Below are 23,305 nucleotides of genomic sequence, written 5' to 3'. Positions count from 1 at the left end.
AAGGTCATTGAGTGGTGACGGAGTCGTTCGGACATTACGAACTACGCGAGCTGCTGGGCCGCGGGGGCATGGGACAGGTATTTCGCGCCTATGACACCAGCACGGACCGCATCGTCGCGCTCAAGGTGCTGCCCGCACATCTGGCAGACGACGAGGAGTTTCAGCAGCGCTTCCGGCGTGAGGCGCGCATCGCGGCAAGCCTGAACGACCCGCACATGGTGCCGATCCACAGCTACGGCGAGATCGACGGCCGACTGTATGTCGACATGCGGCTGATCGAAGGCCGCGACCTGTTGGCCTACATCGCCGAAAACGGCGGCCGGCTGAGCCCCGAGCGCGCCGTCGCGGTCGTCGAACAGGTTGCGGCAGCACTGGATACGGCCCACGAAGTCGGATTGATCCACCGCGACATCAAACCGTCGAACATCCTGGTGTCCACCCGCGACTTCGTGTACCTGATCGACTTCGGGCTGGCGCGCACCGCCGCCGACACCGCGCTGACGCATACGGGCCACACGATGGGCACGATGGCCTACATGGCCCCGGAGCGCTTCCGGGGCATGACCGATCACCGCGCCGACGTCTACGCGCTGGCCTGCGTGCTCTACGAATGCCTGACCGGACGCCTGCCCTACCCCGGCGACACCTTCGAAGAACAGCTCAACGCGCACCTGAACACCCCGCCGCCGCGCGCCTCGTTCACCGCGCCCGGCGTCCCGCCCGCTTTAGACGAGGTGGTCATCCGGGGCATGGCCAAGGACGTCGACCAGCGCTACCAAACATCCCTCGAGTTCGCCGAGGCCGCCAAGGCCGCACTGGTGGGCCACGGCGGCACAGCTGCCCACGGCCCGTTACCGCCGTATCCGCCAACGCTTGCGCAACCCGGGCCGACCCCGACGGCCCACACCCCGCTGCGACCCCAGTCGCAGCGCTCGAACCGGCGCCTGATCATCGGGATCGTCGCCGCGTCGGCCGTCACCCTCGCGATGGTGACGGTCCTGGTCGTTGCCCTGGTGACGAACGACGATTCCGCCTCGAACAACGCGACATCCAGCACCATGCCCCATCCCAGGACGCCCAAATTTGGTGGGCCGGTACCGGGCGGACCGACGATCCCGACCACCACGAACGCAGCGGGCCTGCCGCCGTTGCCACCATTTGCCCCGCCACCTGACCTGGGTGCCAACTGTCAATACACGCCCGTGCCGGCCGACGCACAGGAGGGGACGGGAACGAAGTCGGTCAGCCTGCCCCCGTCAGGAAAGGTATCCACCGAACCTGCCCAAATCGCCGCGACCATCTCCACTAATTTTGGGGACATCGGCATCATGCTGGACAACAACAAGTCCCCATGTGCGGTGAATAGCTTCCTCAGCCTGGCGCGGCAACGCTTCTGCGCCAACACCGTCTGCGCCCGGCTGACCAAGGCTATCGACATCGGAACGCTTTTGTGCGGTGGTCCGGACGGTGACGGCACCGGCGGGCCGAACTACATCTTCAACGACGAATACCCCGTCAACCAGTACCCTGCCGGGGACCCAGCACTCAGGGCGTCCGTGCTATATCCGCGCGGGACGTTGGCCCTGGCCAACGAGGGGCCCAATACCAACGCCAGCCAATTCGTCATGTTCTTCAAGGACGGCGAAATGCCGCCGGTGAACACGGTGCTCGGCACCATCGATCAGGCCGGCCTGGCGGTCCTCGACAAGATTGCGGCTGCGGGCGTGGCCGGCAATCGGGACAGCGGTCTTCCGGTCTCCCCGGTGACCATCAGTTCGGTACGGATCGGCTGAGGCCTACGCGGCAGACGTGACGCGGTAGACGTCGTATACGCCTTCGACATTGCGCACAACGTTGAGCAGGTGCCCGAGATGCTTGGGGTCGCCCATCTCAAAAGTGAAGCGGCTGATCGCAACTCGGTCACCCGAGGTGGTGACCGACGCGGACAGGATGTTCACCTTCTCATCGGCGAGCACCCGCGTGACATCCGACAGCAACCGGTGCCGGTCGAGCGCCTCGACCTGAATGGCCACCAGGAACACCGACGACGGCGACGGCGCCCAGAGCACCTCGATGATGCGCTCGGCCTGCTGCTGCAGTGACGCCGCGTTGGTGCAGTCGGTGCGGTGCACGCTGACACCACCGCCGCGGGTGACGAAGCCCATGATCGCATCGCCCGGCACGGGTGTGCAGCACTTGGCCAGCTTGGTCAGCACGCCGGGTGCGCCGGGGACCGAGACGCCGACGTCGTCGGTGCTGCGCGGGCGGCGCAACATCGTTGTCGGCGTGGACCTTTCGGCGAGGTCTTCTTCGGCCTGGTCGATACCGCCGAGCTCGGCGAGCAACCGCTGCACGACGTGTCGCGCCGAGACGTGTCCCTCGCCGATCGCGGTGTACATCGCGGACACGTCGGTGTAGTGCAGCTCGCGGGCCACCGCGGACATGGCCTCGCCGTTGACCAAGCGCTGCAACGGAAGTCCACCGCGACGAACCTCACGGGCCATCGCTTCCTTGCCGGCCTCCAGCGCCTCCTCGCGCCGCTCCTTGGCGAACCACTGGCGGATCTTCGCCTTGGCGCGCGGCGACACCACGAATTGCTGCCAGTCCCGCGACGGCCCGGCGTTGGGCGCTTTGGAGGTGAAAACCTCGACGACTTCCCCGTTTTCGAGCTTGCGTTCCAGCGCCACCAGCCGCCCGTTGACCCGGGCGCCGATGCAGCGGTGGCCGACCTCGGTGTGCACCGCGTAGGCGAAGTCCACCGGCGTCGACCCGGCCGGCAGCGTGACCACATCCCCCTTGGGGGTGAACACGAAAAGCTCTTGCACCGCAAGGTCGTAACGCAACGACTCCAGGAACTCGCCCGGGTCCGCGGCCTCACGTTGCCAGTCGAGCAGCTGCCGCATCCAGGCCATATCGTCGATCTCGGCGGCGGCGTGCGGATGCAGCACACCGTTGCGGCCCTTGGCTTCCTTGTAACGCCAGTGCGCGGCGATGCCGTATTCGGCGGTGCGGTGCATGTCGCGGGTGCGGATCTGCACCTCCAGCGGCTTGCCCTCGGGCCCGACGACCGTGGTGTGCAGTGATTGGTAGACGCCGTATCTGGGCTGGGCGATGTAATCCTTGAACCGCCCCGCCATCGGCTGCCACAGCGAGTGCACCACGCCCACAGCGGCGTAGCAGTCCCGGATCTCGTCGCACAGGATGCGAATGCCGACCAGGTCGTGGATGTCGTCGAAGTCGCGGCCCTTGACGATCATCTTCTGGTAGATCGACCAATAATGCTTGGGCCGGCCCTCAACTGTCGCTTTGATTTTCGACGCGTTGAGGGTGGCGACGATTTCGGCGCGAACCTTGGCCAGGTAGGTGTCCCGAGACGGCGCGCGCCCGGCGACCAGACGAACGATCTCCTCGTACTTCTTCGGGTGCAGGATCGCGAACGACAGGTCTTCGAGCTCCCACTTGACGCTGGCCATACCTAGCCGATGTGCAAGGGGCGCAATGACTTCCAGCGTCTCACGGGCTTTGCGCGCCTGCTTTTCCGGCGGCAGGAAGCGCATGGTCCGCATGTTGTGCAGCCGGTCGGCCACCTTGATCACCAGCACCCGCGGGTCACGCGCCATCGCGGTGATCATCTTGCGGATGGTCTCGCCTTCGGCGGCGTTGCCGAGCTCGACGCGGTCCAGCTTGGTCACGCCGTCGACGAGATGGCCCACCTCTTCGCCGAATTCCTCGCTCAACGCCTCCAGCGTGTATCCGGTGTCCTCGACGGTGTCGTGCAGCAGCGCGGCCACCAAAGTGGTGGTGTCCATGCCCAATTCGGCGAGAATGTTGGCGACGGCCAGCGGGTGGGTGATGTAAGGATCCCCGGAGCGGCGCAGTTGACTGGCGTGACGTTGGTCGGCGACCTCGAAGGCTCGGTTGAGCATCGAAAAGTTCGCCTTCGGATAAACCTCCCGGTGCACCGCCACCAGCGGCTCGAGCACGGGGTTGAATGCGCTGCGCTGGGCGGTCATCCGCCGGGCCAGCCGGGCCCGGACGCGACGCGACGCGCTGCTGGACGTCTTCAGGGTTTCGGTCGGTGCCTCCGACGAGCTCGGCGTGTCGATGGCCGGTAGCGAGTCCGTGGGCGGCACAACAGCTTGCGCCGTGCTTTGCTCATCCGCCACGTTGGTCACCTCCGAACTCGAGAATATCCCCTCTAAACGCGGCTCAAGCTGGCTACCGCCAAAGGCGCGATCGCCTCCCGGCCGCCCAGCGCGGTGATTTCCACCAGGACGGCCGCACCGGTGACGTTGGCCCCGGCGCGCTCGAGCAACCGGTTCGCCGCGCCGAGAGTGCCGCCGGTGGCCAGCACGTCGTCGATGATCGTGATGCTGGTGCCGCGCAAGTCGAGACCGTCGGCGGGGATCTCGATCGCCGCGGGACCGTACTCGCGGGTGTACTTTTCGCGGAGCACCGGTGGCGGCAACTTGCCCTCCTTGCGGATGGACAGCACGCCGGTGCCGAGCCGGGCGGCGACGGCCGCGGCCACCAACGACCCGCGCGATTCGATCCCGGCGACCAGATCCGAGCCGGCGGCGATGCTAGCGAGCGCGTCGATCACCGCGTTCATCGCCGTTCGGTCGGCGAACAGCGGAGTGAGGTCCTTGAACTGGACTCCTCGCTGCGGAAAGTTGGAAACATCGCGGGTCAACGACGCGATGAGGTCGGCTAAGGCCGCGTCCTCGCGAATATCCGTCACTGCATCAAAGCCCATCGGTCCATGTTCCAACCCGCGCCCCAGCGGGTCGGATTCGCGCTGACTGCGTACATCTTCTTCGACATCAGCAACGTGCGCTGCTGCCGATACAGGGGCAACGTCGGCATGTCACCCCAGAGTACCGGCGCTCCCTCGGCCAGCAGGCGAACGCGCTCGGCCGGGTCGCCGGACACCGCAAGCGCACCGATGACGCCGTCGATCTGCGGATTCGCATATCCCGACAGGTTGTTGCCGTTGCCACTGTGCAGGTCGTAGGCGTCCATCGAGGACGATCCGGTGGACCCGCTGCCGCTGGCTCCACCGGTGCTGGCCAGCAGAACATCGATCTTCGCGTCCCGCAGCGCCTGGGGCCCGGAGGTGTCGAGTGTGACGTTGGAGACATTGATGCCCGCGGCGGCGCACGACTTGGTGATCGTCCCGACGGTGACCGCGAGGCGGGCGTTGGGGCCCTGGTAGCCGATTCGCACGGCGAGCGGCGCGCCACCCAGCGCGGCGCGGGCGGCGACCGGGTCCGCCTTGTTGTACGGGCTCGCCTCGGCGGCGCCGTCGGCCTGCGCGACGGCGTCCTCGGCGACCGGAGACAGCCGGGAGTTGGCGATCGGCGCCCCGGCGTCCCGGGCGATCACGTCACGGGGAACACACAGCGCGAACGTGCGGCGATTGTTGTTCTGGGCCAGCGGTCCCTGCGGCGCGAAGATCAGTTGCTCGATGCCCGCCGCTGCCGAATCGGTGCGCTCGTAGTTGTCCGGGGTGTTCAGCGTGCCCGACGACCCGGCCGCGACGTCCACCACGTCGACGCTGCGGTTGTTGACCCGGTCCTGGATGTCGGGGGCCTGCGGTGACACGGTGATCCGCTTGGTAATCGCCTTGGGACCCCACCACCGGTCGTTGGCGACCAACACCACGGCGCCGTCGTCCAGGACGGATTCGATTTTGTACGGTCCCGACGACGGAAAGCGCTTGGCGATCTCGTCGTGGGTGAGACCGGGCTTGAGGTCCCAGGTGGTGTTCCACAGTTGCGCGATCGGCGCGACCGACTGGGGATTGTTGCCCAGCAGCGTCGCGGTCACATCGATATTCAGCTGGTCGGCGATGACGTGCGACGGCATCATCGTGGTCGCGGCGAACAGCTGGGTGTAGTCGACGACGCCGCGGTCCGGGACGAACGAGACCCGCGCCTTCTTCTGTCCCGGTATGCACTCGATGTTGGCGATATCGGCGTAGCCGGCCTGGGTGGCGGCGTCGAATCCGGGAAACCGGCCCGACTGAGCGGCCCAGGCGAGCACCAGGTCGTCGCAGGTCAGCGGCTTGCCGTCGGAGTAGACCGCGCTGTCGGCGATCTGGTAGTCGAGCACCAGCGGTGAGCCGCTCACCACCGTGACCGACCCGAAGTCGCGATCGGCGACGACCTGTCCGTCGGGGCCGTGATAGCCGAACCCGGTCAGGGTGCGGGCGAACGCTTGGGCCCCGGCCGACGCGAACCCGACGGTGGTGTTGGCGTTGTAGGTGCTCAACCGGCCGTCGACGACGTAGTCGATCTGCGAGGCCGCGCTGCCCGAGCATCCCGTCACCAGGACCGCGACGGCGAGCGCAACGGTCAGAGAGATAGCCGCGGACCGCCTGAGCATGGCGGCTACCGCCGGCCGGCGTTTCGCTTGCCGCTCGGGCGCCGGGTGCCGCTGGGTCGCACCGGCCGTGCACCGGGGGCCGGCTTGTTGGGTGCGGGCTCGCCGGACGGCGTCGCGGCCTTCTTCGTCTCGGTGGTGTTCTCGGTGTCGGATGCCTCGTCGGCCGAGCTGACCGCCGGCTCCGGCGTGCCCGGCTTGCGCCGTTTGAGGACGCGGCGGGTGTGGTTTTTCACCAGTTCGGTGCGCTCACGCAGCGTGACCAGCAGCGGGGTGGCGAAGAAGATCGACGAGTAGGTGCCGACCAGGATGCCGACCAGCTGCACCAGCGCCAGGTCCTTCAACGTGCCGACGCCCAGCAACCACACCGCCACCACCATCAGCGCCAGCACCGGCAGGACCGAGATCAGGCTGGTGTTGATCGAGCGCATGAAGGTCTGGTTGATCGCCAGGTTGGCTTCCTCGGCGAAGGTGCGCCGGTTTCGGTGCTGGAAGTCTTTGGTGTTCTCTTCGACCTTGTCGAAGACGATGACGGTGTCGTACAGCGAGAACCCGAGGATGGTCAGCAGGCCGATCACCGTCGCGGGGCTGACCTCGAAGCCGACCAGCGAATACACCCCGGCGGTGACGGTGAGGTCGAAAACCATGGTCGTCAGTGCCGAGATCGACATATAGCGCTCGTAGCGCACCATGATGTAGACGCTGACCAGCACCAGGAACACGCCCAGCGCGATCAGCGCCTTCTTGGTGATCTGGTCGCCCCAGGTCTCCGAGACCGCGGAGTCGCTGATCGCCGCCTTGCTCGGCTTGCCGTCGGCGCCCTTGGGCGCAAACGCGTCGAACAGCGCGTTGCGCAGCTTCGTCGTCTGGTCGTTGGTCAGCGTTTCGGAACTGATCTGCACCGTCGCCGAGCCGCCGTTGCCGACGATGACCACCGATGCGGCGTCACGGCCCAGGGTCTTGCGGAACACGTCCTGCACCTGCGAGGTCGTGACGTTGCCGCGCGGGAACGACACCGTGGTGCCGCCCTTGAAGTCGATGCCGAAGGTAAAGCCACGCAGGATGATCGACAGGATCGCGATCGCGACGATCGCCCCGCTGATGCCGTACCACAACCGGCGCCGCCCGACGACCTCGAAGGCGCCGGTCCCGGTGTAGAGCCGGGCGAGAAAGCTGTGCTGCGGCGGCTGCGCGGCGGAGTCGGACATCAGCTCCACGGCATCGGTGGATTCCGTGAGCTCGGTGGCGTCGGTGTCTTTGGAGGTCATCGGGTTCCCCGTCCCGTCTTCACGTCTGAAGCTCGGCGTTCGCGGGCGACCTGCTGGACAGCGCCCAGGCCGTTGTATTTGGGCTTGGCCAGCGTCGGAGACTTGGAGGCCAGGTAGACCAGCGGCCACGTCACCAGGAACACCACCACGATGTCGAGAACCGTGGTCAGGCCCAACGTGAAGGCGAATCCGCGCACCTGGCCGATCGCCAGGCCGTAGAGCACCGCGGCGGCCAGGAAGGTGACGGCGTTACCTGACACGATCGTCTTGCGGGCACGTACCCAGCCTCGCGGCACGGCCGAGCGGAACGAACGGCCTTCGCGGATTTCGTCTTTGATGCGCTCGAAGAACACCACGAACGAGTCCGCGGTGGTGCCGATACCGATGATCAGACCGGCGATACCCGCCAGGTCCAGGGTGTAGTTGATCTGCCGTCCCAATAGCACCAGGATCGCGAAAATCATTGCGCCCGAAGCAATCAGAGATAGTGCCGTCAGCAATCCCAGCACCCGGTAGTACAGCAGCGAGTACAGCAGCACCAGGATCAGGCCGATCGCGCCCGCGATCAAACCGGCGCGCAGCGAGGTCAATCCCAGTGTCGCCGAAACGGTTTGGGCTTCCGACGATTCGAAGGACAGCGGCAGCGAGCCGTACTTGAGCACGTTGGCCAGCTGCTTGGCGGTGGTGGCGGTGAACGGCGGGTCGCCACCGGAGATCTGGGTGCGCCCGCCGGGGATCGCTTCCTGGATCATCGGCGCGCTCACGACCTGAGAGTCCAGCGTGAACGCGGTCTGGGTGCCGATGTGGGCGGCGGTGAAGTCCGCCCAGGTGTTGGCCGCGGCGGGTTTGAACTGAACGTCGACGACGTAGCCGATGCCGCGCTGGTTCATCGTCGAACTGGCGTCCTGGATCTGGTCACCACTGATGATCGACGGCCCCAGTAGGTAGACGTACTTGTGGTCCGTCGAGCAGGTGATCAGCGGCAGGGCCGGGTCGTCGTTGCCGGCCAGGATGTCCTCTTTGTCGCAGTGAGCGGCCACCCACTGCTGAGCAACCATCTGGATGTAGGGGTTGTTGCTCTGCCGGAAATCCTTCATCACCTTGATGCGGTCGGCGAGATCCTTGCGCGGATCGGGCGGCCCGGGCACCTCGGGTGGCGGGGCGTCGGCGGCCGGGTTTCCGGGCGCGGGCGCGGGCGGCGCGGGGCTGGGGCCGGGCTGGCCCCCAGGGGGTGCGGGCTGCGCACCAGGCGGTGCGGGCTGGCCCCCAGGGGGTTTGGGTTCGGCGGCTTGGGCGGGCGCGGAGTTCAGCACCGGGCGGATGTAGAGCCGAGCGGTCTGGCCCAGGTTGCGGGCTTCGTTGCCGTCGTTGCCGGGCACCGTGATGACCAGGTTGTCACCGTCGACCACGACCTCAGAACCGGAGACGCCCAGGCCGTTGACGCGCGAGCTGATGATCTGCTGCGCCTGCGAGAGAGCCTCCCGGCTCGGGCGGGAGCCGTCCGGAGTGCGCGCGGTCAGGGTGACGCGGGTGCCGCCCTGCAGATCGATGCCGAGCTTCGGGGCGGCGTGCTTGTCCCCGGTGAGAAACACCAGCAGGTAAGCGCCGATCAGCAAGACGAAGAAAACCGACAGGTAGCGGGCAGGGTGCACCGGCGCCGAAGACGATGCCACTTTCCTTATCTCTCCCTTGATAATCGGTTCTGGCTCCCGACAGAGCCTACGTGCCCGCCTGGCGGAAACCGCTCATCGGACCGCTGTGGTCACTGATCTTTGGTCAAGTGGCTCTCGCCGGCCGGACCCTGGGCGTCGTCGGACTCTTCCAAGTCGTCGTCCTCGTCGAAGTCGTCCTCCGGCAGAATCTTGTCGCGGATGGCCAGCTTCATCCAGGTGGTCACCACGCCGGGCGCGATTTCGAGGTCGACGGTGTCGTCGGTGAGCGCGACGACGGTGGCCTGCAGGCCCGAGGTGGTGTGCACGCGATCCCCCGGCTGCAATGACTCGTGCAGGTCGATGGTGGCCTGCATCGCCTTCTTCTGGCGACGCGACGCCAGGTACATGAACCCGCCCATGATGAGCAGGAACGGCAGGAACAAAACCAAACTTTCCATCGAAACGTGCCTGTCTTTCGTATCGGTATTGCCGGGTTTTCCGACGGTCGGTGCCGAGCGACCGGGAGGTCACGCACCGCGCGGTGCGCCGGTGTGTGCCCGTCCAGTCTGGCAGGCCCGGGGGCGCGCGGTTGGGCCGCATCCTCGGCAGGCGCCAAGACCCGTCCTACGGATAGGCTTTCAGCGCGACGCGATACGCGTGTCGCCGGGAGGAGGACGTCGTGGCCAGCCTCGAACAGAGCCGCCAGCTGGTTACCGAAATCCCTGGTCCCCTATCGCTGGAACTCAACAAGCGCCGCGCCTCGGCGGTGTCCCACGGCGTCGGCATCAGCCTGCCGGTGTTCGTCGCGCGTGCCGGTGGCGGCATCGTCGAGGACGTCGACGGGAATCGGCTCATCGACCTGGGCTCTGGCATCGCAGTCACCACGATCGGCAACTCCGCGCCGCGGGTCGTCGACGCGGTGCGCGAACAGGTCGCCGAGTTCACGCATACCTGCTTCATGGTCACGCCGTATGAGTCCTACATCGCGGTCGCCGAGGAGCTGAACCGGATCACCCCGGGCTCGGGCGAGAAGCGGTCGGTGCTGTTCAACCCCGGCGCCGAGGCTGTCGAGAACTCCATCAAGATCGCCCGCTCCTACCCCCGCAAACCCGCCGTGGCGGCCTTCGACCACGCCTATCACGGCCGCACCAACATGACGATGGCGCTGACCGCCAAGTCGATGCCCTACAAGAGCGGCTTCGGCCCGTTCGCACCGGAGATCTACCGGGCGCCGATGTCCTACCCGTACCGCGACGGCCTGCTCGACAAGGAGCTGGCCACCGACGGCGAGTTGGCCGCCGCGCGGGCGATCGGCGTCTTGGAGAAGCAGATCGGCGCCGCCAATTTGGCCGCCGTCATCATCGAGCCGATCCAGGGCGAGGGCGGATTCATCGTCCCGGCCGAGGGTTTCCTGCCCGCGCTGGTCGACTGGTGCCACAAGAACGACGTGGTGTTCATCGCCGACGAGGTGCAGAGCGGGTTCGCGCGCACCGGGGCGATGTTCGCCTGCGAGCACGAGGGCCCGAACGGTCTGGAGCCCGACCTGATCTGCACGGCCAAGGGCATCGCCGGTGGGCTGCCGCTCTCGGCGGTGACGGGCCGCGCCGAGATCATGGACGCCCCGCACGTCAGCGGCCTGGGTGGCACCTTCGGCGGTAACCCCGTCGCCTGCGCGGCGGCCCTGGCCAGCATCGAGACGATCGAGAGCGACGGCCTGATCGAGCGGGCCCAGCACATCGAGCGGCTGATCTTCGACGTGCTGCTGCGGATGCAGGCCGGCGACGACCGGATCGGCGACGTGCGCGGCCGCGGCGCCATGATCGCCGTCGAGCTGGTCAAGTCCGGCACCAGCGACCCCGACGCCGAACTGACGAACAAGCTGGTGACCGCCGCCGGCGCGGCCGGCATCATCGTCCTGACCTGTGGGATGTTCGGCAATGTCATCCGGCTGCTGCCCCCGCTGACCATCAGCGACGAGCTACTCATCGAGGGCCTCGAGGTCCTGCGCCTGCTGCTGGCCGACCTGTAGCAGAGCGGCCCAAAGGTGCAGCAGGCCTCGCGCAACGTGAGACCACGATCCGCCGCGCGCGCCGAGCACCCAGTCCTGGCCCGGACGATCCACCGGCTCGCAACCCCGATCATCTTGGTCTGGCTTGGCTTGGTGGCCGTCCTCAACGTGGCCGTCCCGCAGCTCGAGGCGGTGTCCGAAGAGCATTCGGTCTCACTGGTTCCCAAGGACGCGCCGTCGTATCGGGCGACCAAGCACATCGGCGAGGTGTTCAAGGAAGGCAATTCGGACAGTTCCGCGGTGATCGTCGTCGAGGGTGAGCACACCCTCGACGACGCTGCCCATAAGTACTACGACGGCATGGTCCGCACCTTGCGTGCCGACCCGAAGCACGTACAGAGCATCCAGGACTTCTGGGGCGATCCGCTGACCGCCGCGGGCGCGCAAAGCAATGACGGCAAAGCCGCGCTGGTTCAGGTGAACCTCGCCGGTAACCAAGGCGAGGCGCTGGCGACCGAATCCATCGAGGCGGTCCGCGATACCGTCGGCCGGTTGCCCAGACCACCGGGCATCACGGTCGGGATCACCGGCGGCGCGGCCTTCGCCGCGGATCTGCGGCACAGCAGCGGCGCGTCGGCGCTCAAGCTGACACTGACCACGGTTGCCGTGGTCTTTCTCATTCTGCTGCTGGTCTACCGCTCGGTCGTCACCGTGCTCGTGCTGCTCGTCACGGTCGGAATCGAATTGGGCGCCGCGCGTGGAGCCGTCGCGCTGATGGTGGACAACAGCACCATGGGACTGACTCCGTTCGCGGTCAGCCTGCTGACCTCACTGGCCATCGCCGCGGGAACCGACTACGGCATCTTCATCATCGGCCGCTACCAGGAGGCCCGGCAGGCCGGCGCGGACCGCGACCGCGCGTTCTACACGATGTACCGCGGCACCGCGCACGTCATCACCGGTTCCGGGTTGACGATCGCCGGCGCGATCTTCTGCCTCAGCTTCGCCCGGATGCCGTCGTTCCAAACCGTCGGCGTGCCCTGCGCGGTCGGGATCGTGGTCACCACGGCGGTAGCGCTCACGCTGGGGCCCGCGGTGCTGGCCGTCGGCAGCCGTCTCGGTCTGTTCGAGCCGAAAAGGCTTGTCCAGGTTGGTCGTTGGCGGCGCATCGGCACGTCGACCGTTCGCTGGCCCGCGCCAATTCTGGCCGCGACGCTGGCGGTGGCGCTGGTCGGGCTGCTCGCGCTGCCCGGATATCGGGCCAGCTACGACGACCGCGCGTATCTGCCCGCGGCCATCCCGGCCAACAAGGGGTTCCTGGCCGTCGCACGCCATTTCTCCCAGGCGCAGATGAAACCCGAGATCTTGATGATCGAGACGGATCATGATCTGCGTAATCCGTCGGATTTTCTGGTCTTGAATCAGCTGGCGAAGGCCGTGCTCGCCGTCCCCGGAATTTGGCGGGTCAAAGCGATCACCCGGCCCACCGGACTGCCCTTGGAACACACCACCGTGCCGTTCCAGATGAGTCTGCGCAATTCCGCGCAGTTGCAGAATATGAAGTTTCAGCAGGAGCGCGCGAAAGATCTGCTCAGACAGGCCGACGAGATCACGAAGACGATCGCCATCACGCAGCGTCTGTATGACCTGATGCAACAGCTCTCGAGCACGACCCATGACCTCGCGCTGAATACCCATGACACCGTCGCGATCACGCATGATCTTCGAGACGATATTTCGGATTTCGAAGACTTCTTCCGGCCTATCCGCAGTTACTTCTACTGGGAGAAGCACTGTTTCGACATTCCGATCTGCTGGGCGATCAGATCGCTGTTCGACTCATTCGACGGCGTAAACCAGATCAGTGACAAACTGGCCGAACTGGCGACCGATCTCGACCGCGTCGATGAACTGATGCCGCGGCTGAATGCTGAACTGCCGGTGATGATCTCGACCATGCAGTCGCTGCGGACCATGATGCTGACCATGCACAGCACCATGACGGGCATCATCGGACAGATCGACCAGCTGGGTGAGAACCCGGCGGCCATGGGACAAGCTTTCGACGCCGCCCGCAACGACGACACTTTCTACCTGCCGCCCGCGGTGTTCGACAACACCGACTTTCGGCGGGCGATGAAGGGCTTCCTGTCGCCGGACGGACACGCGGCTCGTTTCATCATCGAGCACCGCCAAGATCCGTCGACGGCCGCGGGAATCGCGAGTATCGAGCCGATTCGGATTGCGGCCGAGGAAGCGCTGAAGACGACTCCCAATGCGAATGCCGGGATTTTCCTGGCGGGGACCGCCGCCATTCTGAAAGACACATCGGAGGGCGCCAAATGGGATCTGCTGATCGCCGGTACCTCGTCACTGTGTCTCATTTTCGTCATCATGTTGGTTCTCACCCGGGCCTTTGTCGCGGCGGCGGTCATCGTGGGTACGGTCGCGCTTTCGCTGGGCGCATCGTTCGGGCTGTCCGTGCTGTTCTGGCAATACCTGATGGGCTTCCCGCTGTATTGGCTGGTGCTCGTGATGTCGGTGATCGTGCTGCTGGCCGTGGGATCCGACTACAACCTGCTGCTGGTCTCGCGGTTCAGAGAAGAGATCCATGCCGGGCTGAAGACCGGCATCATCCGGGCGATGGGCGGCACCGGAAAGGTCGTGACGAATGCCGGGCTGGTGTTCGCCTTCACCATGGCGTCCATGGTCGTCAGCGATCTGCGCGCCATCGGCCAGATCGGGACCACCATCGGGGTCGGTCTGCTCTTCGACACGCTATTGGTTCGCGCGTTGATGACGCCGTCGATCGCGGCCCTGCTGGGGCGGTGGTTCTGGTGGCCGATGACGGTGCGCCCCCGGCCCGCCAGTGCGCTGCTTCGACCGTTCGGCACCCGTTCGTCCGTTCGTTGCCTGATGCACAGCGAGTAACCCATGACTTTGCCCGGTATTTATCCGTACCGGTGGCGAAAAGTTGGGGTACGGTTCAAGATTTTGACGAAGATGTCAAATACCGTCGCGATACAGGATTAGCCCGTTGCCGTTCGTATTGGTGGTGATCGCGGCGTTCTGCTTTGCGTGCGCGGCAGTGCTGCAACACCGTGCGGTGGCGGCCGGGCCGCGCCCGGGATCGCTGGCGCTGCGCGGCCTGCGCGACGTCACCCGCAGTCCGCTGTGGCGGCTGGGGCTGCTGCTCGCCGCGAGCGGCTCGGCGCTGCACGCCATTGCGCTGGTGTTCGCGCCGCTGTCGGTGATCCAGCCGATCGGGGTGCTCGCGGTGCCCATCGCCGTCGTCCTTGCCGCGGCGCATACCCGCCGCCGGCCCACCGCCGGGATGCTGGCCGGCATCCTGCTGTCGAGCACCTGCGTCGTCGCCTTCGTCACGACGGCCGCTCGCTCGGCGGCCGGCACGCCGGCGTCCGGCGGCGACACCGCGCTGGCCGGTTTCGTCGTCGGACTGGTCTTGCTGACGCTCACGGGAATCGGGTTGGCCTGCACCGGCTGGGCGCGCTGCGTGGCGTTGGCGATGGCCGGCGCGAGCGCCTTCGGATTGGTCTCGGCGCTGGTGCGGGCCGTGTCGCAGACCGTGACATCCGGGCGGGTCGGCATCGCGGACCCGACTGTGATCGCCGGGGTTGCGGCCGTCGTCGCCGCGGTCCTGACCGGCGGCTGGCTGGTTCAGCAAGCCTTCGCCTCCGGGCCGCCCGAGGTCGTCGTCTCCTGCCTGACCGTGGTCGACCCCGTCGTCGCGGTGCTCTTCGGCGTGATCCTGCTCGGCGAGGGCTCCGCGATCTCCCCCGCCCAGTGGGCCGTGCTCAGCATCGCCGCCATCGGCGCCGTCGCCGGCATCGCGGTGCTCGCCCGTCACCATCCCGAGGCCATCACCCGCCAGCTCGCCGTCTAGGTCCCCCACCTCCGAGAGGATCCGATTTCGTGCCCTCCGCGCTGCGTGTGCTCATCGCCGCCGAGACCTATCCGCCCGACGTCAACGGCGCCGCCCGGTTCGCCGAACGACTGGCCGGTGGCCTCGCGCGTCGCGGGCACGACATCCATGTCGTCGCCCCGTCGCCGAACGGGGCGCCCGCCACGACGGTCCAGGACACCGACGGCGGCAAGGTCACCGTGCATCATGTGCGCTCGCTGCCCTACCCCGCGCGACCCGAGTTCCGGATGTGCACGCCCTGGGATGCGGGCCGGGCCGCGGCGGCCGTGACGGCCGCGGTTTCCCCCGACGTGGTGCACACCCAGACCGCCTGGATGGTCGGCCGGTTCATCGTGCGCGCCGCCGTGCGGAGCGACATTCCGCTGGTGGCCACCCATCACGTCGTACCGGAGAACATCACCGCGCACGTGCCGATGCCGCAAGCGTTGCGGCCGTTTTTCTATCGCCTGCTGTGGAAGGACTTGGCCCGCACCCTGAGTCGGGCCGATGTGGTCACCGCGCCGACACCGCGGGCGGTGGAGTTGCTGATCGGGTCGTCCGGGCTGACCGACGCGCTGCCGATCTCCAACGGCGTCGACATCGAGCACTACCAACGCGACCCCGAGCCGGGCTGCGTGCCCAGCATCCTGTACGTCGGGCGACTGGACCAGGAAAAGCGGGTCGACGAGCTGATCCGGGCGTTCGCCGCGTTACCTGAGCACCTTCCCGCCACAGTCGACCTGATCGGAGATGGTCCCGAGCGGGCCGCCTGGACTGCGCTGGCCGACCAGCTCGGCGTGGCCGACCGCGTCCGCTTCCACGGCTTTGTGCCCGAGGACGAACTGGTCAGCGCCTACGCCCGGGCCTCGGTGTTCTGCATGCCCGGCATCGCCGAGTTACAGAGCCTGGTCACCCTGGAAGCCATGGCGTCCGGCAAGCCCGTCGTCGCGGCCGACGCGATGGCGCTGCCGCATCTGGTGCATCCCGGGCGAAACGGCTGGCTCTACCAGCCGGGTGATATCGGCGAACTCACCTGCCACCTCGCCACGCTGCTCGCGGACCCCGCGTTGCGCACGCGGATGGGCGCGGCGAGCCGAGAGTTGGTGGGCGAACACGACATCGAGGCGACCCTCGATCGCTTCGAGGGGATCTACCGCGACCTGGTCACCCGCGCTGCCGCCTGATCTCGACGGCCCGCTGCAGCACCTCCAGCAGCACCCGCGCCGAGCGCTCCCAGGAGTAGTGTTCGGCGCGCGCGCGAGCCCGCGCGGACGCCGCGGCGAACGTGGCGTCGTCGTCGAGCGCGCGGACCGCGCGGACGAACCCCTCGACGTCGTCCGGCTCGACGTAGCCGGCGGCATCCGCCCCGACCTCACGGAACACGGGAATGTCGCTGACCACGAGCGGGGTCCCCACCGCCATCGCCTCGACCAACGGCAAGCCGAAGCCCTCCTCACGCGAGGCTGTCACCAGCGCGGTCGCCGCGCGCAGGACCTCGCGGTAGGTGGCGTCGTCGGCGCCGTCGTGAAACACCAAATCGGCTCCGGCGCCGAAGGCGGTGAGCCGGTCGCGCTCGGCCACGGTGACCTTGCTCATCAGGTGCAGCTGATAACCCGGCAGCCGCGCGGCAGCCCGCACCAAGGTTTCGACGTTCTTGTAGGGCATGAACGAACCCATGTAGACCAGCGAGCGGGTGCGCGGCAGCCGGGTGGGATCGGGCACCGGATCGGCCGCGTTGGACACCACGGTGACGGGCCGCCGGGTCAGCCGGTGGGCCGCGATCAGCGCCGCCGAGGTGTCGGAGACGGTGACGACGGCGTCGGCCCGGTCGAGCAGTAGGCGCTGCGGCCACCAAGCCAGGTGGTAGAGCCGCCACAACAGCCGGATCGGGGCGGCGAACTCCGGCGGCGGTGTGCGGTGGCGGTAGTAGATCAGGTCGTGCAGCGTGAGCAGCAGCGCGTAGCGGCGTCCCCAGGTGCCCATGGTCTGCATCGGGGAGAACACGACGTCCGGTTCCAGCCGGTTGACTTGCCTGGCCACCAGCGGCTCCCGAATGCTCGTCGGCGCGCTGATGCGTGCCCAGGGCATGTTCGGCAGTTGCGCGAGTTGCCGCTCGTCGCTGATCAGCATCGTCAGCGGATGCATCCCGGCCAGCGCGTGCACGAGTCCGGTGGTGTAGCGGCTGATGCCGTTGTGCAGCCCGGGCGTGACGTAGCGGCAGTCGACTACAACGCGCACACGAACTCCGAGATCGCGTCGGCCACGGCGGCCGGTGCCTCGTAATGGGCCAGGTGCCCGACGCCGGGCACCTCGACCAGGCGCGCGTCACGGAACCGCCCGGCGAGTTCTCGCTGCGCGGGCAGCGGCGCGATGTCGTCGTGTTCGGCCGCCACCAGCAGCGTCGGGACGGCGATCTCGGGCGCAAACTGCGCAACATCGTGCCCGATCGACGCGTAAAAGGCTTCCAGCAGCACCCGGCGGTTGGCGAACCCCGAGAAGTAGCGCCGGTGCTCGGCGTGAATCCAGCGCCGCAGAGCCGGGTCCCGCGTGGTGGTCATGGCCGAGCTCGCGATACGCGTGAGCAGCGGGTGCCGCAGCAGTGCCGTGCCCGCCGGCTCCGGCAGCGCCGCGGCGAGCCGGTGGTACCCGACGGTCAGCCCGGTCAGGCCGCGGCGGGGACCGGCCAGCGCCGAGCCGGCGATCGGATTGACCAGCACCAGCCCGGCGATGTCCGCGGTCCGGGCGGCGGCCGCCGCGACGATGGACCCGAACGAGTGGCCCGCGAGCACCGGCCGGCCACCGAGCTGCGCCAGCAGGTCGGCCACCCAGCGCGCGTAACCCTCGACATCGTGCCGGCCGTCTTGCAGCGGCCCCGCAACGCCGAAGCCGGGCAGGTCCGGCACCACCGACCGCAATCCGGGCAGGTGAGTGATGATCGGCTCCATCCCGTGGTGGTCGCCGCGCAACCCGTGCACGAACACGACCGTGCGCGCGGCATCGGCGGCGCCGTAAGTCCAGCACGCACGGGCGGAACGGTCTGCCATCAATCCTCGTTCTACAGGGAAGTGCGCAACGGCGCGCACGCGCGAAACTACCGACCTCCGGCCACCAGGTACGCCAGAAGTCGGCGGGATCCGCAACTCGAGGTGGGCGATCTCACACTCGCGACCGCAGTCGGGAGCATTGTGGAATACCTTTAGCTTCGCTAACGTTCTTTAGGTCGGCGCAGTGTGGCGCCCCAAGGATCCCAATTCTCAGTGATGCGAGGACTGTTATGTCGACGACTACGCGTGAAGAGCGGCTGGAACGCCGCATCGAAGCCCTGACCGCTAACGACCCACAGTTCGCCGCCGCCAAGCCCGACCCGGCCGTCGCCGAGGCCCTCGAGAAGTCCGAACTGCGCCTCCCGCAGGTCATCCAGACCGTTCTCGATGGTTACGCCGACCGCCCGGCCCTTGGTCAGCGCGTGGTGGAGTTCGTCAAGGACCCGAAGACCGGGCGCACCTCAGCCGAGCTGCTCCCCCGCTTCGAGACCATCACCTACCGTCAGCTGAGCGATCGCGCCGCCGCGCTGGGCCGTGCGCTGAGCGCCGACTCGGTGCACGTCGGCGACCGCGTCGCCGTGCTGGGCTTCAACAGCGTCGACTTCACCACCATCGACGTCGCCGTGGCCCAGATCGGCGCGGTATCGGTTCCCCTGCAGACCAGCGCCGCGATTGCGCAGCTCAAGCCGATCGTGACCGAGACCGAGCCGGCTGTGCTCGCCGCGAGCGTCGACCAGCTCTCCGATGCCGTCGAGCTGATCCTGAGCGGCGACCACCGTCCCGCCAAGCTGGTGGTCTTCGACTACCACCCCGAAGTCGACGACCAGCGCGAGTCCGTTCAGACCGCGGCCACCCGGCTGGCCGAGGCCGCGGTGGCCGTCGAATCGCTGGGCGAGCTGCTGGAGCGCGGCACGGCATTGCCTGCCACCCCCGCCGCCGACATCGAGGACGACGCACTGGCATTGCTGATCTACACCTCCGGCAGCACGGGCGCGCCCAAGGGCGCGATGTATCCGCGGGGCAATGTCGGCAAGATGTGGCGACGGTCGAGCCGTAACTGGTTCGGTGAGACGGCCGCCTCGATCACCCTGAATTTCATGCCGATGAGCCACGTCATGGGACGCGGCGTGCTCTACGGCACGCTGGGCAACGGCGGCACCGCGTACTTCGCCGCCCGCAGCGACCTCTCCACGCTGCTGGAGGACCTCGAGTTGGTGCGGCCCACCGAGATGAACTTCGTGCCGCGCATCTGGGAGACCATCTACGCCGAATACCTGCGCAAGGTGGCCCGCGGCGACAACGAAGCCGACGTGATGAACGAGCTGGCACAGGGCCTGCTGGGCGGGCGGTTCATCTTCGCGATGACGGGCTCGGCGCCCACCTCTCCCGAGCTGAAGACCTGGGTGGAGAACCTGCTCGACATGCACCTGCTCGACGGCTACGGCTCCACCGAGGCGGGCATGGTGCTGTTCGACGGCGAGGTGCAGCGTCCGCCGGTCATCGATTACAAGCTGGCCGACGTCCCCGATCTGGGCTACTTCGCCACTGACCGGCCCTATCCGCGCGGCGAACTGCTACTCAAGACCGAGAACATGTTCCCCGGTTACTACAAGCGCCCGGAGATCACGGCGGACGTGTTCGACGCCGAGGGTTACTACCGGACCGGCGACGTCGTCGCCGAGATCGCGCCCAACAAGGTCGTCTACGTCGACCGCCGCAACAACGTGCTCAAGCTCGCACAGGGCGAGTTCGTCACCGTGGCCAAGCTGGAGGCGGTGTTCGGCAACAGCCCGCTGATCCGGCAGATCTACGTCTACGGCAACAGCGCTCACCCCTACCTGCTGGCGGTCGTCGTGCCCACCCAGGAAGCGCTGTCGCACTACGGCGTCGACGAGGTCAAGGCGCCGATCGCCGATTCGTTGCAGGCCGTCGCCAAGGAGGCCGGTCTGCAGTCCTACGAGGTTCCGCGCGACTTCCTGATCGAGACAACGCCTTTCACGCTGGAGAACGGTCTGCTCACCGGTATCCGCAAGCTGGCGTGGCCAAAGCTCAAGCAGCAGTACGGAGAACGGCTCGAGCAGCGCTACGCCGAGCTGGCCGAAGGTCAGGCCAACGAGTTGGGCGAGTTGCGCCGCAGCGGCGCCACCGGCCCGGTGCTGCAGACGGTGACCCGGGCCGCGGCCGCGCTGCTGGGAGCCGCGACCACCGAGCTGACCCCGGACGCTCACTTCGCCGATCTGGGTGGAGACTCGTTGTCGGCGTTGACATTCGGCAACCTGCTGCACGAGATCTTCGACATCGACGTGCCGGTGGGCGTGATCGTCAGCCCGGCCAGCGACCTGGCCTCGATCGCGGCCTACATCGAAACCGAGCGCGAGGGCACCAAGCGACCCACGTTCGCGGCGGTGCACGGTCTTTCCAGCAAGGACCGCACGGGCGAGGTACACGCCAGTGATCTCACGCTGGACAAGTTCATCGACGCGGCGACGCTGGCTGCCGCACCGGACCTGTCGGCACCGGCAACCGAGGTCCGCACGGTCCTGCTGACCGGCGCGACCGGCTTCCTGGGCCGCTACCTGGCGCTGGACTGGCTGGAGCGCATGGACCTGGTCGACGGCAAGGTGATCGCCCTGGTGCGGGCCAAGGACGACAACGCCGCACGGGCCCGGCTGGACAAGACGTTCGAGAGCGGTGACCCCGAACTGCTGGCGCACTACCAGAAGCTGGCCGCCGACCACCTCGAGGTGATCGCCGGAGACAAGGGCGAGCCCAACCTCGGCCTGGATCAGCAGACCTGGCAGCGGCTGGCCGACACCGTCGACCTGATCGTCGACCCGGCTGCGCTGGTCAACCACGTGCTGCCGTACAGCGAGCTGTTCGGCCCCAACGCGCTGGGCACCGCCGAGCTGATCCGAATCGCGTTGACGGCCAAGCAAAAGCCGTACACCTACGTGTCCACGATCGGGGTGGGCGACCAGATCAAGCCCGGGCAGTTCACCGAGGACGCCGACATCCGCCAGATCAGCGCCACCCGGCAGATCAACGACAGCTACGCCAACGGCTACGGCAACAGCAAATGGGCCGGCGAGGTGTTGCTGCGCGAGGCCAACGACCTGTGTGGCCTGCCGGTAGCGGTGTTCCGTTGCGACATGATCCTGGCCGACACCACTTACGCCGGTCAGCTCAACGTGCCGGACATGTTCACCCGGATGATGCTGAGCCTGGTCGCCACCGGTATCGCGCCCGGCTCGTTCTACGAGCGCGACGCGGACGGCGGCCGGCAGCGGGCCCACTACGACGGCCTGCCCGTGGAGTTCATCGCCGAAGCCATCTCGACGCTCGGTGCGCAGAACGTGGAGAGCTTCCAGACCTACCACGTGATGAATCCCTACGACGACGGCATCTCGATGGACTCGTTCGTCGACTGGCTGATCGCCGACGGCAACGCGATCCAGCGGATCGACGACTACGGCGACTGGCTGCCGCGGTTCGAGACCGCCCTGCGCGGCCTGCCCGAAAAGCAGCGCAACGCGTCGCTGTTGCCGCTGCTGCACAACTACCAGAAGCCCGAGCACCCGATCCGCGGGTCGATGGCACCGACCGATCGCTTCCGTGCGGCGGTCCAGGACGCGAAAGTCGGCCCGGACAAAGACATTCCGCACATCGGCGCGCCGATCATCGCCAAGTACGTCAGCGACCTGCGGCTCATCGGCCTGCTCTGAGTTCAAAAAAGTTCGCCGGCCCGATGGACGGGCCGGCGAACTTTTTTGTTGGTTTATTAGCTCTGAGGATGCGGCCAGCGCAGGTAATTCGCGCTCGCTGCGGGCGCGGCGCCGGCGCGCTGTTTGCGCCATCCGCCGGCCTTCGCGTCGGACGCCTCCACCCGCGGAGTGGTCAGGGCGTCCGGTTCCACCTCACGGTGCGGCTCTTCCAGGCCCGACATGTAGACGGGTTCGCCGGCCGCCGGCGCCGCCGAGCGCACCCGGGCCAGGGCTTCGATGTCACTGGCCAGTCGCACCGCCAGGCGCGCCAGCGCGATGCCGCCCACGAAGACGATCAAGGCACCCAGACCGGAGAAATACGAAATCTCCAGCGCGGCGCGCTTGCGGTCAGTCGCGGCGATCGGATCTCCGGCGGATCCGATTCCGAGCATCGGAGCGAGCTCGCCACCGATCACGAACCACACGCCGGCCAGCACGGCCAGCCAGCCGCCGACGATCGCGGTGACCCGGTTCCCGGAAAATACGAGCAGCAAGCCGCCGAGCGCGGTGACGGCGCCGGGCAGCACTTCCAGCCAGCCGCGGGCCGTGGTCCACGCCCACTCTTGATTGGGTGTGTAGGCGAAATTGAAGTGCGGACCGACGAACGGTATCAACGCACCCCAAGCACCCAGAACGATCAGGATCAACCCGCAAATCGCACCGCGGGAGCGTGGCATCCACAACCTGCCCGGATGGCCGTCTTGTGCGTAGTTCATTACATCCCCCTATTGACGCCGGACTACTTCAGCACCGCGTGGATACCCTGCGGTTCCCGGTTATAACCTCTGGTCGGCCCCGCTGCCGTGACCCGTGTGGCCGGTGTTTCGTGTGTTACGAAGCCAGGCCGAGTATCAGCAGCACAATCGCGATCACCGGGAATATGCCCTGCGTCACGGCGGCCCTGGCCTTGTCGGGCGCCGACACCACCAGGACGACCGCGGCCGCGGCCATGGATCCGATCCCGGCAAAAACCAGCGCGGCACCGGCGGTCCGGTGCCCGATCGCGATCTCGGCGATCCCGATACCGGCGACAATGGCCAGAAACAGGTTGTAAAAGCCCTGGTTGAAGGCCAGCAGCTTGGTCGTCTCGGCCTCCTCGGGCGTCGTACCGAAGGTCGCGCGGGTACGGGGCGAGGTCCAGGTCAACGACTCCATCGTGAAGATGTAGACGTGCAACAACGCGGCGAGTGCGGCGAATGCCAGTCCGGCGGTGATCATGGCGCCTCCTGTGTTGATGGTCGCGACCTGCTTCCCCCCGCGCTCGCG

Annotated in this window: 16 protein-coding genes; 6 read left to right on the top strand and 10 right to left on the bottom strand. The window is 67.3% G+C overall.

The window, feature by feature from the left end; all coding sequences use genetic code 11:
- The first annotated feature begins 11 nt into the window (after positions 1 to 11).
- Complete coding sequence (locus tag MAAFP003_RS10275) at positions 12 to 1,793, top strand: protein kinase domain-containing protein (RefSeq protein WP_279304390.1); 1,782 nt, start codon at positions 12 to 14, stop codon at positions 1,791 to 1,793.
- A gap of 3 nt (positions 1,794 to 1,796) precedes the next feature.
- Here the strand turns inward: MAAFP003_RS10275 and MAAFP003_RS10270 are convergent, their stop codons facing one another.
- The 6 genes from MAAFP003_RS10270 to yajC all read right to left on the bottom strand — a co-directional run bounded on the left by MAAFP003_RS10270 (position 1,797) and on the right by yajC (position 9,762).
- The gene (locus tag MAAFP003_RS10270; RefSeq protein ID WP_096291035.1) at positions 1,797 to 4,166 is read right to left on the bottom strand and encodes a RelA/SpoT family protein; all 2,370 of its coding nucleotides are present in this window, start codon (positions 4,164 to 4,166) and stop codon (positions 1,797 to 1,799) included.
- A 32-nt stretch (positions 4,167 to 4,198) separates the two neighbouring features.
- On the bottom strand, positions 4,199 to 4,741 hold the full coding sequence (locus MAAFP003_RS10265; protein ID WP_423790890.1) for an adenine phosphoribosyltransferase: 543 nt from the start codon (positions 4,739 to 4,741) through the stop codon (positions 4,199 to 4,201).
- Complete coding sequence (locus MAAFP003_RS10260; protein ID WP_096286614.1) at positions 4,738 to 6,387, bottom strand: ABC transporter substrate-binding protein; 1,650 nt, start codon at positions 6,385 to 6,387, stop codon at positions 4,738 to 4,740. Before MAAFP003_RS10260 ends, MAAFP003_RS10265 begins: the two co-directional genes overlap by 4 nt.
- Positions 6,388 to 6,392: 5 nt before the next feature.
- Positions 6,393 to 7,652, bottom strand: coding sequence for a protein translocase subunit SecF (gene secF / locus MAAFP003_RS10255; protein ID WP_096286612.1), 1,260 nt, complete (start codon positions 7,650 to 7,652; stop codon positions 6,393 to 6,395).
- The gene (gene secD, locus MAAFP003_RS10250; protein WP_096286610.1) at positions 7,649 to 9,325 is read right to left on the bottom strand and encodes a protein translocase subunit SecD; all 1,677 of its coding nucleotides are present in this window, start codon (positions 9,323 to 9,325) and stop codon (positions 7,649 to 7,651) included. Before secD ends, secF begins: the two co-directional genes overlap by 4 nt.
- Before the next feature lie 89 nt (positions 9,326 to 9,414).
- Positions 9,415 to 9,762 (bottom strand): preprotein translocase subunit YajC, encoded by a 348-nt coding sequence (gene yajC, locus MAAFP003_RS10245; protein WP_096286609.1) that lies wholly within the window; start codon positions 9,760 to 9,762, stop codon positions 9,415 to 9,417.
- 221 nt (positions 9,763 to 9,983) lie between these two features.
- On the opposite strand from yajC, the gene gabT reads away from it, so the two are divergent.
- The 4 genes from gabT (at position 9,984) to MAAFP003_RS10225 (ending at position 16,418) form a co-directional block, all read left to right on the top strand.
- The gene (gene gabT / locus MAAFP003_RS10240; protein ID WP_096286607.1) at positions 9,984 to 11,333 is read left to right on the top strand and encodes a 4-aminobutyrate--2-oxoglutarate transaminase; all 1,350 of its coding nucleotides are present in this window, start codon (positions 9,984 to 9,986) and stop codon (positions 11,331 to 11,333) included.
- Positions 11,334 to 11,369: 36 nt separating this feature from the next.
- Positions 11,370 to 14,243 carry an MMPL/RND family transporter gene (locus MAAFP003_RS10235; protein ID WP_096291034.1) on the top strand — a complete coding sequence of 958 codons (2,874 nt, stop codon included), beginning with the start codon at positions 11,370 to 11,372 and terminating at the stop codon, positions 14,241 to 14,243.
- Positions 14,244 to 14,349: 106 nt separating this feature from the next.
- Complete coding sequence (locus tag MAAFP003_RS10230; protein WP_096286605.1) at positions 14,350 to 15,216, top strand: DMT family protein; 867 nt, start codon at positions 14,350 to 14,352, stop codon at positions 15,214 to 15,216.
- Between the two features lie 29 nt (positions 15,217 to 15,245).
- Positions 15,246 to 16,418 (top strand): glycosyltransferase, encoded by a 1,173-nt coding sequence (locus MAAFP003_RS10225; RefSeq protein ID WP_207768501.1) that lies wholly within the window; start codon positions 15,246 to 15,248, stop codon positions 16,416 to 16,418.
- On the opposite strand, the gene MAAFP003_RS10220 is transcribed toward MAAFP003_RS10225, so the two are convergent.
- Both MAAFP003_RS10220 and MAAFP003_RS10215 read right to left on the bottom strand, forming a co-directional pair.
- Positions 16,399 to 17,472 (bottom strand): glycosyltransferase family 4 protein, encoded by a 1,074-nt coding sequence (locus MAAFP003_RS10220; protein WP_096286603.1) that lies wholly within the window; start codon positions 17,470 to 17,472, stop codon positions 16,399 to 16,401. The two genes, MAAFP003_RS10225 and MAAFP003_RS10220, sit on opposite strands and share 20 nt — an antisense overlap.
- Complete coding sequence (locus MAAFP003_RS10215; RefSeq protein WP_096286601.1) at positions 17,460 to 18,278, bottom strand: alpha/beta fold hydrolase; 819 nt, start codon at positions 18,276 to 18,278, stop codon at positions 17,460 to 17,462. Before MAAFP003_RS10215 ends, MAAFP003_RS10220 begins: the two co-directional genes overlap by 13 nt.
- A gap of 230 nt (positions 18,279 to 18,508) precedes the next feature.
- On the opposite strand from MAAFP003_RS10215, the gene car reads away from it, so the two are divergent.
- Positions 18,509 to 22,000: a carboxylic acid reductase gene (gene car / locus MAAFP003_RS10210; protein WP_096286599.1), complete on the top strand. Its 3,492-nt coding sequence runs from the start codon at positions 18,509 to 18,511 to the stop codon at positions 21,998 to 22,000.
- 56 nt (positions 22,001 to 22,056) lie between these two features.
- Here the strand turns inward: car and MAAFP003_RS10205 are convergent, their stop codons facing one another.
- Complete coding sequence (locus MAAFP003_RS10205) at positions 22,057 to 22,755, bottom strand: hypothetical protein (protein WP_096286597.1); 699 nt, start codon at positions 22,753 to 22,755, stop codon at positions 22,057 to 22,059.
- A gap of 115 nt (positions 22,756 to 22,870) precedes the next feature.
- Positions 22,871 to 23,257, bottom strand: coding sequence for a DUF1304 domain-containing protein (locus MAAFP003_RS10200; protein ID WP_096286595.1), 387 nt, complete (start codon positions 23,255 to 23,257; stop codon positions 22,871 to 22,873).
- Between the last annotated feature and the right edge of the window lie 48 nt (positions 23,258 to 23,305).

This window comes from Mycobacterium ahvazicum (genome assembly GCF_900176255.2).
Classification (GTDB): domain Bacteria; phylum Actinomycetota; class Actinomycetes; order Mycobacteriales; family Mycobacteriaceae; genus Mycobacterium; species Mycobacterium ahvazicum.
The sequence above is the reverse complement of the archived record's forward strand: the minus strand, read 5'-3'. Positions and strand labels throughout refer to the sequence as shown.